The sequence below is a fragment of the Rhizobium sp. No.120 genome (assembly GCF_054558365.1).
The window spans coordinates 395,648-411,416 of the sequence record NZ_BAAJNQ010000003.1 but is presented as its reverse complement, the minus strand read 5'-3'; the positions used below and the strand labels follow the sequence as shown (position 1 = coordinate 411,416).

The following is a 15,769-nucleotide window of genomic DNA, read 5'->3' as shown; positions in this document are numbered from 1 at the left end:
TATAGCGGTTTGCCGTCCGGAATTGCGTAAAACAAAAGGCTCTAGCCCTTCTTACCCAGCGCGCCGTTGTTGGTGATAGTGATGAAATCGGTTTCGTTGCCGGTTTCCGGTCCGATGCCGGTATCGGAAATCGTCAGCGACGATCCGGCTGTCAGCAAATCCTCGATGCGGTGACGGATATCGTCGGGAATGGTGATGCGATTGAGCGCCTGCCCGGCTGCGTCGAACGATTGCGATTGTTCCTCGCTGGTGATGCCATAGCGCTTTTTCGCCTGCTTGCTCAGATCTTCCTCCAGCGTCATGCCAAACCAGTCGGCCTTTCCGCTGATCCGGTCGATCGCGTTGGCGGTGAAGAAATGCACACCGAGCGCTTCTTGCGGCTCGGCGATAATGGCGGGGCCTTCGAGCAGCGGCTTGAAGTTCTGCCGGACCATGATCGCGCCGTTCGGCGGTTCGCCCCTGCCGGCGGCGGCATAGACTGCCTTCATCAGCGCGGGACTGACGAGGCCGCCCGTTATTTTGATATCATGTGCCTTCTTAAAGTCCTCGATTGCCTGCACCGTTGCCGGTCCGAGCATGCCGTCAGGCGTTCCGGTGATGAAGCCCATTCCGTTCAGGATCCCCTGCAGGTCGCGTACGTTTTCGCGCAGACCACGCCGGGTGATGAGGATGCTGAGCGGCGCGGGATCGGCCGGGGGCGCCAGAGTCTCCTGCGCCTTCGGTATTTTGATCGAGGTTACGTCGTTCGTCGCGACCTGCAGCGATTGTGCCTGCGGCAGGAAGCTCGCGGTCATCGGACGAAGTTCGATGCCGGAAAACAGTGCCGGCGGTGGAGCTGGCAGCGGTTGGAACAGCATCGCGTTTTCGAATGGCTGTGGCACCAGCGGTTGATCGGCGATAACGACATGCACGCCGCGCTCGGTCATTTGATAAAGCATCTTGGCAAAGGCCTTCGGCATGCGCACGCAGCCATGGGATGCCGGATAATTCGGGACGGAATTGGATTCGTGCAGCGCGATCCCTGACCAAGTCAGCCTCTGCATGAAGGGCATGGGCGAGGCCGAATAGAGGTTGGACTCGTGATAGACCTTCTTTTCCAGAATGGAGAAGATGCCGCTCGGCGTCGTATGCCCGCGCTTGCCGGTGGAAACCTTCGAAGTAGCGATCATCTTATCGCCGTCATAGACCGCAAGCGACTGCCTGTCCTTTGACACCACGATCTGCAGGGTGCGAGCATCCGACGCAGCAAAGACCGGATGAGAAAGGGCGGTGGCTGACAACAGCGCGAGCCCCAGCAACAAAAATGGCTTCATAGACACAACCAAAACGCAATACTCGTTGTGCCGAAGGTTAGACTTCGAAGTTTAAGGAAGACTTGCCGAAAACTCATGCCTTTCCGTGTGTATGAAAGCGGGAGATCGCAGAACGCAGGCCCGATACGGCATCGCCGAAGCGGAGCGTTTAAACCCTGCCTCGGCGATGGTTGAAATCTCAAGCTTATCAGCGATCAGTGGACGTTGGAGGCCACCCAGTTGTGCCAGTCCTGCTCGCTGCCGTGGAAGGCGTTGAGGTCGATCCTGCCTTCGACGCCATGGGATACGCCGGAGCCGGAATATTGCCAGAACAGCCATTTGCGGCCCGGATAGACCTTGGACGGATGTTGAGCCACGGCGCGTAGCCAGAAGGGATAGTTGAGCAGTTCGCCGCTCAGATTGTCGCGATAGAAATCCGGTGCGGTATAGACGATCGGACGCTGCCCATAATGCTTTTCCAGCTTGTCCATGAAGACCTGCATCTTGGCGAGAACCTGCTCGCGCGAAGGACGCCGCTTGCAGCTCGACTCGCCGTTCCATTCGACGTCGATGACTGGCGGAAGGGCTCCGGCTTCCTTCGGCACGTTGCGGATGAACCAGTCGGCCTGCTCTCCGGCAGTTCGGCACCAGTAGAAGAAATGATAGGCGCCATGCTTCAGGCCGGCCTGCTGGGCGGCCCGCCAGTTCTTCTTGAACATGGGATCGAGATGATCGCCGCCGTCCGTTGCCTTGATGTAAACGAAGTTCGCACCCTGGGTGCGCAGCGTATCCCAGTCGATTTCGCCCTGCCAGCGCGAGACGTCGACGCCATGGACAGCGAGCTTCCGGGGCGAGGTTGATGTACCGAAGTTGATCGGCTTGGCATCCCGGAAGCGATGGCTGTAGATCTGCATCGGCTGCTGCCGCAGGGCGCGGGGCACCGGATTCGATGGCGAGAGCATCGCGAGTGGCCGTTGCAGCGGGACCGGTGCGTCACCGTCGTTGCTCTGGTCGGAGGGCATAAGCCCCTCAGGCCGGAGATTTGTCGGCATCGCAACCGCAAGTGCCTGCTGCCGCTCGACGCGCGAAACGGTTTCGCCGATTTCGACGGATGGCACCGGCCTGCTGGTTTTCGTGATGGAACTTGTCACTTCATTTGAAGGCGGGGCGGCTTGCGCGGCTTCGCGCTCACCTCGGGCGGCGCAGCCTGAAATTGTCAGGCAAGCGAGAAAAATGGTCGATACAGCCGATAGACGCATAGGAACCCGTACGCAAAACACGAGAGGCGACGAGTTCACGCCGCCGGAAAGTTACAGAATCCAAGTCCTAATGGAAATTTACCAAAAAAGTTTGAATCCGAGCTTTCTCCCGCGAAAGAATCGCGCGCGTAATGCATTATTTGCGGGGCAGCCAAAAATCACCGCCAGGTGACATATGCTAAATAATTGTTATTTATGGTTTTTGTCGCTGAACGTGTAGCCGGTTTCGACTGTCTTGTTGCCGAATTTTTCTCGCAGCTTGTCCATGGCTGCTTCCGCAGCGGCCCGTCGCGCGGCTTGAACGTCGATAAGGTCGGGCGGATCCGCGCGCCCGGCATCGCCAAGATCGGTTACGCCGATGCCGATGAGACGGAATTTCGTGCCGTCCGCCTCGGGCTCGAGCAACCGCAAGCCAGTGCGAAAAATCCGGTCCGCCAGTTGGGTCGGATCTTCCAGCCGACGATTGCGTGTGCGGGTCTTGAAATCCGAGGTCTTGAGCTTCAGTACGACAGTCTGGCCGGCAATGCCGCTGCGTTTCAGGCGCCGGGAAACCTTCTCGGACAGATCGCGCAGGATCGGCACGAGATCTTCATGGCGCCCGATATCTTCGAAGAAGGTGGTTTCGGAAGACACGCTTTTCGCCGCTTCGTTTGGATGCACGGTTCGGTCGTCAATCCCCCGCGAGAGACGGAAAAGCCGCTGCCCGATCACGCCGTAACGGCGCATGAGATCGCCTTCCTCCATGGCCTGCAACTGGCCGATGGTGCGAATGCCGTCGCTTTCGAGCGTCGCGGCAAAGGCCTTGCCGACACCCCATATCGTCGTGACTGGCCGTGGCTTCAGAAAGGCGAGGGCCTCTTCCTTGCCGATCACGGAGAAGCCTCGCGGCTTCTGCAGGTCGGAAGCCACCTTGGCGAGGAACTTGCAATAGGAAAGCCCGACGGAGATGGTGATACCGATTTCCTGCTCCACCCGCTTGGCGAACTTGGCAAGGATGCGGGCTGGCGGATCGTGATGCAGTCGCTGCGTGCCGTCGAGTTCGAGAAAGGCTTCGTCGATCGAAAGCGGCTGCACCAGCGGTGTCAGGTCCTGCATCATCGCACGGACCTCGCGGCCGACGCGCACATATTTCTCCATATTGGGCCGGATGACGACGGCCTGCGGGCATGCTTCCAAGGCCTTGAACATCGGCATGGCGGAGCGCACCCCATGGATGCGGGCGATATAGCAGGCCGTGGAGACCACGCCGCGCTTGCCGCCGCCGATGATGACCGGCTTGTCTGCCAGCTCCGGATTGTCACGTTTCTCGATGGAAGCATAAAAGGCGTCGCAATCGATATGCGCCAGCGTCAGTGCGTAGAGTTCCCGGTGGTAGACGAGGCAGGGGCTGCCGCAGCTCCGGCAGCGCGTGCGCGTTGCCGATTGCTCGCTCAAGCAATCGCGACAGAAGCCGGAGATCTTGTCGGGCGCATGGGTCATAGAGCGAGAACAAAAATTGAACATCGCCACTTTATGATCTAAACTCGCGAGTCTCAAGCTGGAAAACCGCCGGGGAGGCGCGAGTGCAGAACTTAATTGTGCAGCCATTGACGCCGGATCGCTGGAGCGATTTCGAGACGCTGTTTGGACCAAGCGGTGCCTGCTATGGCTGTTGGTGCACTTATTTCCGTGTCCCGACATCGCAGCGCAAGACGATGGATAGTGCAGCAAAGAAGCAGTTGATCCGCGAGCGAATCTCGATCGGGCCACCGCCCGGCCTCCTGGGCTACAATGATGGACAACCGATCGCATGGGTGCAAGTTGGTCCGCGCGCAGAGCTGCCGCAATGGAATTCGCCCAAAACCGTATCGCGTCCGCTCGACCCAGCCGATGCGGAAGACAGCTCCGTCTGGGCGGTAAGCTGCTTCTTCATAAATTCGAAGGATCGCGGCAAGGGGCATAGCCATCGCATGCTGTCGGAAGCGGTGAATTTTGCCCGCGCGTCAGGCGCGCGGTTGCTCGAAGGCTGTCCGATCGAACGTACCAAACAGTCGAAATCCGTCGGTCTCTACGTCGGCTCGCAGCGCATATTCGAGGCGGCCGGATTTTCTGAGGTCGCAAAGCGGAAGGATGGCAGGCCTTTGATGCGCCTCGCTCTTTGAGGGCAACGTCGGATGAAGTCAGCGTGCGATATGAGCTTGGATCAGCGGTGCTGCCTGGCCCCATTCATTGGCTTGCGGAATACCGGCGGCCACAGCGGGCGCCATGCGATGAACGACGGAGTCAGGTTTCAGATTGATAAGGAGGCATCCTGGAACATATTCGCTGACCGAATGCAGGTTATGGGCCATGTCGTCAACGAAGGCGATTGGCATTTCGCGCTGTCGATGCAGCGAACGCACGATCGGCCCCTTCGGCTGCAGCGACGCCAGCAACGGATAGGCAAGCTCAAGGCTGTCGAGAAGCCGCCGTCTCTGCTCCCAGAATTGGGGCGGCATAGCGGTGAGGAAAACGATGTCAGCGTCTTTCGAGAATTCGCCGAGCGTATCGACCACGCGATCGAGTGGTGTCTGCCATTGTTCCTGCGCCTCGAAGAAGGCCTCGATCAGCCGATGAACATCCTTTTCTTCCAGTGCAGAGCCGTTGACCTTGGAGACGATATTGCCCGTCAGCCGGAAGGAGCGCGGCAGGAATTCATGGCCCTCGGCCTCGATGAAAGTCAGAAAAGGCGCAAAGAAATGCAGGACAACGTCATCGACATCGCAGACGATCAGTGGCCGCTCCTGCAGCCGGATATGCGATACGTCGAATTCGAGCGGGGCATCCATGATCAGTATTCTCCAGAGGCAAGGCCGGGCGGCGAAAAATGCGCCGACGCAGCGGCGACGGCCGCCGGCGGAATGCCGCTGGCCTCGCAGAAGGCCAGCAATGTCGGCTCGTGGTTCATGAGGAAATCGAGCATGCCGGCAAGAAAGGCGGGCTCGTTGATGGCGTTGCGCACCTGCGCCGGCTCTACGCCGGTGAGTGCTAAGAAGCGGCCGAACATATCCGGTTCATTGGCAAGCCAGCCGAGTACGGCGATGGCAGTCTCTTGCGGGTCGGCCGCATTCTTCTTCGGGTTCTTGAAGTTACTTTGCATTTTGAAGGGTGAGTTACCTATTTTTCAACCAAATGCCGGTAATTTGCGATTCAACTATTTCTGGAATCGGTTCCTCGCGACCCTATATTTCGAGAGAATGGATGCAATACCGGATGCAGGGACAGCTTTCCATGGCTAAGCAGGTAATGATTGTAGAAGACAACGAGCTCAATATGAAGCTCTTTCGCGATCTGATCGAAGCGTCCGGCTACACGACGATTCAGACCCGCAACGGTATGGAAGCGCTCGATCTCGCGCGCAAGCACCGTCCTGATCTGATCCTCATGGATATCCAGTTGCCGGAAGTTTCTGGCCTGGAGGTCACCAAATGGCTGAAGGAGGACGACGATCTGCACGTGATCCCGGTGATCGCGGTCACGGCCTTCGCCATGAAGGGTGATGAGGAGCGCATTCGCCAGGGTGGATGCGAGGCCTATGTCTCGAAGCCGATTTCAGTGCCGAAATTCATTGAGACCATTAAAACCTATCTGGGCGACGCCTGATGATGGGAAAGAGCTGATGACCGCACGCATCCTGGTAGTCGACGATATCCCGGCCAACGTAAAGCTTCTGGAAGCTCGGCTGTTGGCCGAATATTTCGAGGTGCTGACGGCTGAGGATGGCTTTAAGGCGCTCGCCATTTGTGCGAACACGCAGGTCGATCTCATCCTTCTCGATATTATGATGCCCGGTATGGATGGGTTCGAGGTGTGCGAGCGCCTGAAATCCGATCCCCGTACTGCGCGTATCCCAGTCATCATGGTTACGGCGCTCGATCAGCCCGCCGACCGAGTGCGTGGCCTGAAGGCCGGTGCCGACGATTTTTTGACAAAGCCGGTCAATGACCTTCAGCTGATTTCACGCGTCAAGAGCCTGCTTCGCCTGAAGACTTTGAGCGATGAGCTGCATATGCGCAACGAGACCGCGCGCAACTTCGGCATTGACGATCTGATGCGCTCCGGCGACGGCCGCCCCGAGGAATCCGGCCAGATACTGCTGGTCGACGGCCGCGCCAATTCGCAGGAGCGTATCATCCGTACGCTGAAGCCGATTGCTCAGGTCGTTGCGATGTCCGATCCGCAGGCGGCTTTGTTCGAAGCGGCCGAACGGCCGTTCGAGCTCGTCATTGTCAATTCCAATTTCGACGATTATGACCCGCTGCGGCTTTGCTCGCAGCTGCGCTCGCTAGAGCGCACGCGCTTCCTGCCGGTGTTGCTGGTAACCGAGCAGGGGGCCGATGACATGATCGTTCGCGCGCTGGATCTCGGCGTTAATGATTATATCGTCCGGCCGATCGATCCGAATGAGCTTGTCGCACGCTGCCTCACACAGATACGCCGTAAACGCTATAACGACCGTCTGCGTGCCAGCGTGCAGCAGACGATCGAGCTTGCCGTCACCGATGCGCTTACCGGCCTGCACAACAGGCGCTACCTCGACAATCACCTCAAGGTGCTTTTCGACCGATCCCTGGCGCGGGGCAGGCCGCTCTCGGTCCTGATCACCGATATAGACCGCTTCAAGGCCGTCAACGATATGCATGGTCACGATGCAGGCGACGAAGTTCTAAAGGAGTTTGCCGCAAGAATCCGTTCGACGGTGCGCGGCGCCGATCTTGCCTGCCGTTATGGGGGCGAGGAATTCGTGGTGGTCATGCCGGATACGCCTGCCGATATCGCCGCAGCCGTCGCAGAACGTCTACGTGCTGTAGTTGAAAATATGCCTATAAAGCTACGCGACACCGGGGTTGCGCTTAACATTACCGCTTCTTTTGGAATCTCGTGCCGTTTGGAGACAATCGATACACCGGAGCAGTTGATGAAACAGGCCGATCTTGCGCTTTACGAAGCCAAGAGAGCAGGCCGCAATAGGGTCGTAGCTTCTGCCGCATAGGGGTAAACGACTGGAAATGGCGATTCCCCATCAATATTGAAGGAAGCTTTCAGGTTTTTGAGCCCCGATTCAGCTTTTCCTTCTTTACCTTACCCCGAATAGCCACTTTGGTTCTAATTTAAAATAAAGAACAATACTTATACTTCCGATTTTGTATAAGTCCGCATTTTCCGCTTGGCGCTGAAATATTCGTTTTGTCCTGCTGCTTATATTTATTTTGTTCGCACCCTGGTGACGAGGTGAGGGCTGGCAAGGCAGGGGCTCGATTGAAGCTAAATTGCATATTAAATTTTACATGAAGATATGTATTGAATATTTTCTACTGAGATGGAAAATCTCATCTTATTCTTGATGATTTCTTGACCAATTTTCGGTAATCCTATCGGGCATCCTCTTTCATTGCAGTCATGAATTTTAACCATCTGAGCAGACAGGTATTTTTTATCATTAAGAATTAGTTGATTTCCTTCTGATTTCGCGCGAATTTAGTCCCGGATACAGACAACCCATTAAGGTATCAAAGATACCCCATGATGCTCAGGTCCGCCGCATCTCCTGGGTCGTGGGGTCGGTCGGCTAGCAGGCAGAAGATAACGGTTCCTCGTGCCGTTTTGCAGGCTAGCCGGCCCCCGTTCAAAACGCCGTTCTTCATTTCTGGAGGGCGGCGTTTTTCTTTTGCTGTACCGGTAAGGCATTTGTCAGCTAAGGCGGTATCAACTGCTGTTGCAAAATCGGACGGCGGTCGAATGAGGCTTATAAAGCAAAAAAGGCGCTAACCCGAAGGTCGCGCCTTTTTGTAACCTGAAGTTTAGGAAACTTACTTGATCTTCGTTTCCTTGAACTCGACATGCTTCTTAGCAATCGGGTCGTACTTCGTCTTCGTCATCTTGTCCGTCATCGTACGGCTGTTCTTCGTCGTGACGTAGAAGAAACCGGTGTCGGCCGTCGACAGCAGCTTGATCTTGATGGTGGTAGCCTTGGCCATGGTCGTCCTGCCTTTAATAAAAATGAACGCCGTGGACGGCCAGTGCGGAGGTCCACGGCGAATTCTGGCGCGAAAATACAAATCGCGCCCGAAAAGTCAACCTCTGTTGCCCATGAAAAGCAGGCGTATCCCCGAAAGCAGGACATAAAGACCGAAGAAAAAGGCTACGGCCCAGGCAAAGCCGCTGGGATTGGCAAAATCCATCGCCGTGCCGATCGTCGGCGGGCCGAGAACCATGCCGACCGCGTAACAGAAAACGAAGGCAGCATTGGCGGCAACGAGATCGACGCCCGTCAGCCGCGTGCCGAGGTGGCTGAGGCCGACCGTATACATGCCGGAGACGCAGCCACCCCAGAAGAGCAGGATGATGGCGAGAATGATCCAGTTCGATGACAGCGACGGCAGCAGGAGTGCTCCGACAAGCCCGATAGTGGCCATGATCGACAGCAGCGGCCGCTTGTCGCGCATTCGGTCGGCGAGCAGTCCGAGCGGAATCTGGAAGACGAAATTGCCCACACCCATAACCGTCAGCAGCAGTGCCGCCTGTGATTCGTTGAAACCGAGCCGCGTTGCATAGCTGGTAAAGAGCGATCCGCCGCCGACGGTAACTGCGCCGAACACAAAGACCGCAGCGGTTGCCGTCGGCACGAGGAAGATGTAGCGCACGAAATGCAGCTCCGGCTTCTCGTCGACGATCGGGCTCTCGTTACGGGCAATGAAGATCGGGATGGCAGCGGCCAGGATGATGCAGGCGCCGATGAGGAAGGGCATCAGGCCTTCGCTGCCGACGACGGAAAAGACGAGAGGGCCGGCAGCAAATCCCAGAGAGAAGACGGTGGAATAAAGGCCGAGCACGAATCCGCGTTTGGAAGGCGGCGAGGCGGCATTGATCCAGAATTCCGACAGGATGAAGAGCGTTGTCGTCGCTCCGTGGAAGACGATACGCAGCGGAAACCACAGAAGCAGATTTTCTGCATAGTAGAAGCCGAGCGAGCTCAGGGCCGATAGGAAAACCGCCCAGATCATTGTCTGCACGACGCCGAAGCGATGGGCGAGCTTGGTCGTGACGACAGCTGCCAACATCGAGGCGACGCCCATCATGGCGGTATTGAGGCCGATGAGGCTTGAGGGAACGCCGCGCTTTTCGAGAATGATGCTCAAAAGCGGCAGCCCCAGCCCGATGGCGATGCCGACAGCGGATACGGAGGTAATGGCTGCGACGAGCGAAGGCCAGTGAATTTCTTCAACATGGCCGGCCTTGTCGTTCGTCGGTTCAAGCATAAACAAATCCCTGGGGCATGAGGCAGGCGAATCGATCGGAATGTGGAACACAGGAAGCCACGGCTCGGCCAAATTCAGGTGACAGGTCGGCCTTCATGTGATCGGTCACACCCTCCGGAGTAGTCCCTATGACGCGCGGCATGTTCAGACAAGAAATGCTGCTCATGTCAAGCGGTTGCCGGCAAAGCAGTTCCCCTGAAGCACGATTAAGCGACAAAACCCCAGCAGTTTCCGATATAGAACCGCAATGTGCGGAAACAATCGCTGCGAACGATAGAGACTGACGGCATGAACCGGACACCATGGTCACGACCGGTCGTTTCCCTGGTCCCATTCCTCCGGGCTGTCGTCATGACCGCCGAAGCCATGCATGCGCAGCGCCCATTGCAGGCCGATGACGCCGCCCTTGATCGGCTGGATGATGGCAAGCGCCGCGATGATGGTGATGGGTGCCCAGACGGCGAGATGCGCCCACAGTGGCAGCTTGACGGTCATATCAATCAGCATGTAACCGCCGACGATGAGGTGGCCGAGAACGAGGATCACCAGATAGGGCGGCAGGTCATCGGCGCGCTGGTGAGAGATATCTTCATCACAGACCGCGCATCGGTCGACGGGCTTCAGGAAGGCGCGAAAGAGCTTGCCGGTGCCGCAGCGGGGGCAGCGGTTCAGTGTGCCACGCAAAATCGACCGTCCGAGGGGACGTTCGCTCTCGTCTGAACCACCAAAACGGATGGGAGAGTCGGATGGGCTGCCCGTCATGAATACGCTTCCTCCGTGCCGGCAGCCGTTCTTTACCTGCGGCCGCGCGGTGGTCTCGTGCCCGGCGCCTTGCGGGCCGGGTTCTTGTTGCGGCGGGTCGCCTTGTGGAAGGAACGCACCGCCGTCGGCATAGGCTTGCCGTCGCTCAGCATTTCGAAGCGCAGGGCTCCGGCAAGCGGCACGGCTTCCGCCAACCTCACTGTTACATCGTCACCGAGACGATAGCCGAGTCCCGTCCTTTCGCCCGTCAGCGCCTGATGGGCTTCATCATAAATGAAGTAATCGGTGCCAAGCGTGGATATAGGGATAAAACCGTCGGCGCCATAGTCCGGCAGGGTCACAAAAAGTCCCGACTTGGTGACACCGCCGACGCGAGCTTCGAATTCCGCACCGACGCGGCCGGCCAGATGATGGGCAATCAGCCGGTCCACCGTCTCGCGTTCTGCGGCCATGGCACGGCGCTCGAAGGTCGAGATTTCGGCCGCGATATCGTCGAGCGAGGCTTCTTCATCCGGCGTGATCGCACCTTCGCCTAGGCCGAGCGAGCCCACCAGCGCGCGATGCACGATCAGATCGGCGTAGCGGCGGATCGGCGAGGTGAAGTGGGCATATTTCATCAGGTTCAGGCCGAAATGCCCGATATTATCCGGGCTATAGATCGCCTGGCTCTGCGAGCGCAACACCATTTCGTTGACCATGGTTTGATGCGCCGTACCCTCGGCTTTCGCCAAGATGCCATTGAAACTGTTGGCGCGCACATTGCCGCCCTTGGCAAGCGATATGCCGAGGGTGGCGAGGAATTCGCGCAGCACCTCCTGCTTGGCGAGCGTCGGGCCATCGTGGATACGATAGATCAGCACCTGCCTACGCTTTTCCAGCGTCTCGGCGGCGGCGACGTTCGCCTGGATCATCATTTCTTCAATGAGCTTGTGCGCGTCGAGACGCGGCGGCACGAAGACGCGATCGACGGTACCATCAGGCTTCAGCAGGATCTTGCGCTCGGGCATGTCGAGCTCGAGCGGCTGGCGCCGGTCGCGGCCCTTTTTCAGAATCTCATAGGCGTGCCAGAGCGGCTTCAGGATCGGCTCCAGCATCGGTCCGGTCTTGTCATCGGGTTTGCCGTCGATCGCCGCCTGCGCCTGCTGATAGGAAAGCTTGGCTGCGCTCTTCATCATGACGCGATGGAAGGTATGGCCGGCCTTGCGGCCTTCCTTGGAGAAGATCATTCGAACCGCAAGGGCGGGGCGGTCCACGCCTTCCTTCAGCGAGCAGAGATCGTTGGAGATGCGCTCCGGCAGCATCGGCACGACGCGATCGGGAAAATAGACCGAATTGCCGCGCTTCAGCGCCTCGCGGTCGAGCGGCGAGTTCGGGCGCACGTACCAGGAGACGTCGGCGATGGCGACTGTAACGATCACGCCGTCCGGATTGTCGGCCGAGGGATCCATTTCCGCGTAGACGGCGTCGTCATGGTCCTTGGCGTCGGCCGGGTCGATGGTGATCAGCGGCAGGCTGCGCCAATCCTCGCGATGGGACATGGTGGCCGGCTTTGCGGCATCGGCCTCCGCGATCACGGCGGGAGGGAAGACATGTGGTATTCCGTGCGCGTGAATGGCGATCATCGAGATTGCCTTTTCCGAGGCTACGGAGCCGATGACCGACAGAACCTTGGCGCGCTGCAGGCCGAAGCGGCCAAGACGCGCCACTTCGACTTCGACCAGGTCGCCGTCCTTGGCGCCGCCGGTATAATCCGGGTCGATCACCATCTCCTCGCCGCGCCGTTCGATCGGCATCAGCCGTCCGCCGCCGCCAGGCGTTTCCCGGAAGACGCCCATGGAGCCGCCCTGTCGTTTATCGATGACCTTGATGATGCGGGCGGTGTAAGCCGGACCGCCGCGATCTACGGCCGAGAAGATCTTCGCGAGGATGCGGTCACCCATGCCGGCGACCGGCGCCTTGCCCTTGCCGTTGCGGCCGGCCGGCGAGGAAGACTGCTTGATCAACACGGCAGGCGCGACGCCATTTTCCTCAGCCCACTCGGCGGGACGGCCGATCAGCATGCCATCCTTGTCGCGCGTCGTGATGTCGAGCACGGCGATCGGCGGAAGCGCGCCGGGGCGGATGAGCGACTTGCGGCTCTTCTGCACCATGCCTTCTTCTTCAAGCTCGCGCAGCAGTTCCTTCAGTGCGACGCGGCTCTCGCCCTTCAGGCCGAAGGCTTTGGCGAGCTCGCGCTTGGATGCCTGCTGCGGGTGATCTGCGATGAAACGCAGGATGACCTCGCGCGGCGGCAGCACGCCGTGAACGATCGCCATCATCGGCTCCGCGTCACCGCTTGCCTTACCGGCGCGGCCGGGTTTGCCGGAACGTCGTTCCGACGATGGGGTCCTGCCGCGCGGTTCCCTGCTCACTCTGCACTCTTCTTTTTCGCTGTCGTCTTGGCTGCGGGCTTCTTTGCAGCAGCCTTCGGCTTGGCAGTCGTTTTCGTCGCTTTTGCGCCGGCTGCCGCGGCCTTTGCCTTGGCGGGTGCCTTCTTGGTGGTGCCGCCATTCTTGCCGGCCTTGGCGGCGATCAGGGCGAGAGCTTCCTCGACCGTGATCGCTTGCGGATCCGTGCCCTTCGGCAGCGTCGCATTGACCTTGCCCCAGTTGACGTAGGGGCCGTATTTGCCGTCACGAACAGTGATCGCGCCACCGCCGTCCGGATGCGCGCCGAGATCCTTCAACGCCGCGGGCGTACCGCCGCGCGCTCCGCCGCCTGCCTTGCTTTGCTTTTCCGCAAGAACAGTGACGGCGCGGTTCAGACCGACGGTGAAGACATCCTCCACGCTTTCGAGGTTGGCGTAGTTGCCGTCGTGCAGCAGGAACGGTCCATAGCGACCGATGCCGGACGAGATCATCTTGCCGGTCTCGGGGTGCTTGCCGATGTCGCGTGGCAGCGAGATCAGTGCCATCGCCTTTTCATAGTCGATATCTTCGGGCTTCCAGCCGCGCGGCAGCGATGCACGCTTGGCATCCTTGCCGTCGCCACGCTGGATGTATGGCCCGAAGCGGCCCGAACGCAGCGTCAGCTCTTCGCCCGTCACCGGATCGGCGCCGAGAGCTTTCGGCTCGTTCAATCCGTTGGATTCGGCTTCCGCGCCGCCTTCCGACGAAAGCTGGCGGGTATAATTGCATTCCGGATAGTTCGAGCAGCCGACGAAGGCGCCATATTTTCCGAGCTTCAGCGAAAGATTGCCCGTGCCGCACACCTGGCAGATGCGCGGATCGCTGCCGTCTTCGCGCTTCGGGAAGACGAGCGGAGCCAGCGCATCGTTCAGTGCATCGAGGACATTGGTGACGCGTAGTTCTTTCGTATCTTCGATCTGAGCGAAGAAATCGCGCCAGAAGTCGCGCAGCACGTCCTTCCAGTTCAGTTCGCCGGCGGAGATGCGGTCAAGCTTCTCTTCCAGATCGGCCGTGAAATCATATTCCACATACTTGGTGAAGAAGCTTTCGAGGAAAGCCGTCACCAGCCGTCCCTTGGCTTGCGGCACCAGCTTGCGCTTGTCGATGGTTACGTAATCGCGGTCGCGCAACGTTGCGAGCGTTGCCGCATAGGTGGAGGGACGGCCGATGCCGAGCTCTTCCATCTTCTTGATCAGCGATGCTTCCGAATAGCGCGGCGGCGGTTCGGTGAAATGCTGGGTCGAGTTGATCTTTTGCTTGGCGAGATTTTCGCGGGCATTGATCTCCGGCAGGCGGCCGCCTTCTTCGCTGTCGTCGCTCTGCTCGCCATCCTCCTTCTGATCGGTATAAGCGGCGATGAAGCCATCGAAACGGATGACGGAGCCGACGGCGCGCAGGCCGGCCTTCTTGCCGGCGTTGTCGGCCAAGATCTCGACGGTCGTGCGCTCGATTTCGGCCGAAGCCATCTGGCTGGCGATGCCGCGCTTCCAGATCAGGTCATAGAGTTTCAGCTGGTCGTCATCGAGGAATTTGCGGATGCGGTCCGGTACGCGGTCGAAGTCGGTCGGGCGGATGGCTTCGTGCGCTTCCTGGGCATTCTTTGCCTTTGTGGAATAGAAGCGCGCCTTTTCCGGCAGGTAGCGGTCGCCGAACTGATTGGCGATGGCGCGGCGCGCCGCGTCGATCGCTTCCGGCGCCATCTGCACGCCGTCTGTACGCATATAGGTGATGAGACCGACGGTCTCGCCGCCGATATCGACGCCTTCATAAAGCTTCTGCGCCACCTGCATGGTGCGCGACGCGGAAAAGCCGAGCTTCGAGGAGGCTGCCTGCTGTAGCGTCGAAGTGGTAAAGGGCGGGCTCGGATTGCGCTTGACCGGCTTTGCCTCGACGGTATCGACCACGTAGGAGGCGCCTTCCAGCAACGCCTTCAGCCTACCAGCCTCCTCGCCGTTGCCGATCGCACGCGGCTGCAGGCGCTTGCCGTCGGCAGAGACCAGGCGAGCTTCGAATTCATCGCCGCGCGGTGTCTTCAGGATCGCCGAAAGATTCCAGTATTCTTCGGAGATGAAGCGTTCGATCTCTGACTCGCGATCGCAGACGAGGCGAAGGGCCACGGACTGCACGCGTCCGGCTGAGCGGGCACCGGGTAGCTTCCGCCAGAGAACCGGCGACAGGTTGAAGCCGACGAGATAGTCGAGGGCGCGGCGGGCGAGGTAAGCATCCACCAGCGGCACGTCGATGTCGCGCGGCTCGGCCATCGCGTCGAGGACGGCCTTCTTGGTGATGGCGTTGAAGACGACGCGCTTCACCGGCTTACCATTGATGACGCGCTTTTTGTTCAGCACGTCGAGCACATGCCAGGAAATGGCTTCACCCTCGCGATCCGGGTCGGTCGCAAGAATCAGGCCGTCGGAGGTTTTCAGCGCGTCGGCGATGTCCTTGATGCGCTTTTGCGAGGCGCCATCGACTTCCCACAGCATCTCAAAATCCTGATCCGGCAGCACCGAACCGTCTTTGGCGGGTAGGTCGCGCACATGGCCGAAGGATGCAAGAACCTTATATCCGGGTCCCAGATATTTATTGATTGTCTTGGCCTTGGCAGGCGATTCCACCACTACAACGTTCATCATCAAGTCTCTGAATACGAGGTCGCGCCGGTATAAGACGCGGGAGATACCGGGTTTTTCCGTCTACCCGGCCCTCCGACATGGACAGGGAAATCGTCGCGG

The 15,769-nt window shown here is 59.1% G+C and carries 13 protein-coding genes; 3 read left to right on the top strand and 10 right to left on the bottom strand.

Translation table 11 applies throughout. The features are described from left to right. Positions 1 to 41 precede the first annotated feature (41 nt). The 3 genes from ACYJRZ_RS12750 to ACYJRZ_RS12740 all read right to left on the bottom strand — a co-directional run bounded on the left by ACYJRZ_RS12750 (position 42) and on the right by ACYJRZ_RS12740 (position 4,030). Positions 42 to 1,313, bottom strand: a complete 1,272-nt coding sequence (locus tag ACYJRZ_RS12750) for a L,D-transpeptidase family protein (protein WP_459459251.1) — start codon at positions 1,311 to 1,313, stop codon at positions 42 to 44. 194 nt (positions 1,314 to 1,507) lie between these two features. Further along, entirely contained in the window at positions 1,508 to 2,551 is a 1,044-nt protein-coding gene (locus ACYJRZ_RS12745; protein WP_459459250.1) for a glycoside hydrolase family 25 protein, read from the bottom strand. 189 nt (positions 2,552 to 2,740) lie between these two features. Continuing rightward, a complete protein-coding gene (locus ACYJRZ_RS12740; RefSeq protein WP_459459249.1) occupies positions 2,741 to 4,030 on the bottom strand; it encodes a DNA polymerase IV in 1,290 nt (429 codons plus the stop codon). 83 nt (positions 4,031 to 4,113) lie between these two features. Between ACYJRZ_RS12740 and ACYJRZ_RS12735 the strand changes: the two genes are divergently transcribed. Continuing rightward, on the top strand, positions 4,114 to 4,692 hold the full coding sequence (locus ACYJRZ_RS12735; protein ID WP_459459248.1) for a GNAT family N-acetyltransferase: 579 nt from the start codon (positions 4,114 to 4,116) through the stop codon (positions 4,690 to 4,692). A gap of 18 nt (positions 4,693 to 4,710) precedes the next feature. Here ACYJRZ_RS12735 and ACYJRZ_RS12730 read toward each other — a convergent pair whose 3' ends face one another. Then, complete coding sequence (locus ACYJRZ_RS12730; protein WP_459459247.1) at positions 4,711 to 5,358, bottom strand: hypothetical protein; 648 nt, start codon at positions 5,356 to 5,358, stop codon at positions 4,711 to 4,713. 2 nt (positions 5,359 to 5,360) lie between these two features. After that, entirely contained in the window at positions 5,361 to 5,669 is a 309-nt protein-coding gene (locus ACYJRZ_RS12725) for a DUF3572 domain-containing protein (RefSeq protein ID WP_459459246.1), read from the bottom strand. A 131-nt stretch (positions 5,670 to 5,800) separates the two neighbouring features. Between ACYJRZ_RS12725 and ACYJRZ_RS12720 the strand changes: the two genes are divergently transcribed. Then, the gene (locus tag ACYJRZ_RS12720; RefSeq protein ID WP_106997712.1) at positions 5,801 to 6,172 is read left to right on the top strand and encodes a response regulator; all 372 of its coding nucleotides are present in this window, start codon (positions 5,801 to 5,803) and stop codon (positions 6,170 to 6,172) included. Positions 6,173 to 6,188: 16 nt separating this feature from the next. Further along, positions 6,189 to 7,562 carry a PleD family two-component system response regulator gene (locus tag ACYJRZ_RS12715; RefSeq protein ID WP_459459245.1) on the top strand — a complete coding sequence of 458 codons (1,374 nt, stop codon included), beginning with the start codon at positions 6,189 to 6,191 and terminating at the stop codon, positions 7,560 to 7,562. A gap of 817 nt (positions 7,563 to 8,379) precedes the next feature. Here ACYJRZ_RS12715 and rpmG read toward each other — a convergent pair. From rpmG to topA, 5 genes are all read right to left on the bottom strand, one after another. Beyond that, positions 8,380 to 8,547, bottom strand: coding sequence for a 50S ribosomal protein L33 (rpmG, locus tag ACYJRZ_RS12710; protein WP_003587245.1), 168 nt, complete (start codon positions 8,545 to 8,547; stop codon positions 8,380 to 8,382). A 96-nt stretch (positions 8,548 to 8,643) separates the two neighbouring features. Then, positions 8,644 to 9,828, bottom strand: a complete 1,185-nt coding sequence (locus ACYJRZ_RS12705; RefSeq protein ID WP_459459244.1) for an MFS transporter — start codon at positions 9,826 to 9,828, stop codon at positions 8,644 to 8,646. A gap of 306 nt (positions 9,829 to 10,134) precedes the next feature. Continuing rightward, positions 10,135 to 10,590, bottom strand: a complete 456-nt coding sequence (locus ACYJRZ_RS12700; protein WP_459459243.1) for a DUF983 domain-containing protein — start codon at positions 10,588 to 10,590, stop codon at positions 10,135 to 10,137. Positions 10,591 to 10,622: 32 nt separating this feature from the next. Further along, the gene (rnr, locus tag ACYJRZ_RS12695) at positions 10,623 to 13,001 is read right to left on the bottom strand and encodes a ribonuclease R (protein WP_459459242.1); all 2,379 of its coding nucleotides are present in this window, start codon (positions 12,999 to 13,001) and stop codon (positions 10,623 to 10,625) included. Beyond that, on the bottom strand, positions 12,998 to 15,667 hold the full coding sequence (gene topA / locus ACYJRZ_RS12690; RefSeq protein WP_459459601.1) for a type I DNA topoisomerase: 2,670 nt from the start codon (positions 15,665 to 15,667) through the stop codon (positions 12,998 to 13,000). Before topA ends, rnr begins: the two co-directional genes overlap by 4 nt. Positions 15,668 to 15,769: the final 102 nt, after the last annotated feature.

Coding starts and splice junctions, on each gene's coding strand:
- ACYJRZ_RS12750 (WP_459459251.1), bottom strand. CDS start 1,313: ATGAAGCCATTTTTGTTGCTGGGGCTCGCGCTGTTGTCAGCCACCGCC.
- ACYJRZ_RS12745 (WP_459459250.1), bottom strand. CDS start 2,551: ATGCGTCTATCGGCTGTATCGACCATTTTTCTCGCTTGCCTGACAATT.
- ACYJRZ_RS12740 (WP_459459249.1), bottom strand. CDS start 4,030: ATGACCCATGCGCCCGACAAGATCTCCGGCTTCTGTCGCGATTGCTTG.
- ACYJRZ_RS12730 (WP_459459247.1), bottom strand. CDS start 5,358: ATGGATGCCCCGCTCGAATTCGACGTATCGCATATCCGGCTGCAGGAG.
- ACYJRZ_RS12725 (WP_459459246.1), bottom strand. CDS start 5,669: ATGCAAAGTAACTTCAAGAACCCGAAGAAGAATGCGGCCGACCCGCAA.
- ACYJRZ_RS12720 (WP_106997712.1), top strand. CDS start 5,801: ATGGCTAAGCAGGTAATGATTGTAGAAGACAACGAGCTCAATATGAAG.
- ACYJRZ_RS12715 (WP_459459245.1), top strand. CDS start 6,189: ATGACCGCACGCATCCTGGTAGTCGACGATATCCCGGCCAACGTAAAG.
- rpmG (WP_003587245.1), bottom strand. CDS start 8,547: ATGGCCAAGGCTACCACCATCAAGATCAAGCTGCTGTCGACGGCCGAC.
- ACYJRZ_RS12705 (WP_459459244.1), bottom strand. CDS start 9,828: ATGCTTGAACCGACGAACGACAAGGCCGGCCATGTTGAAGAAATTCAC.
- ACYJRZ_RS12700 (WP_459459243.1), bottom strand. CDS start 10,590: ATGACGGGCAGCCCATCCGACTCTCCCATCCGTTTTGGTGGTTCAGAC.
- topA (WP_459459601.1), bottom strand. CDS start 15,667: ATGAACGTTGTAGTGGTGGAATCGCCTGCCAAGGCCAAGACAATCAAT.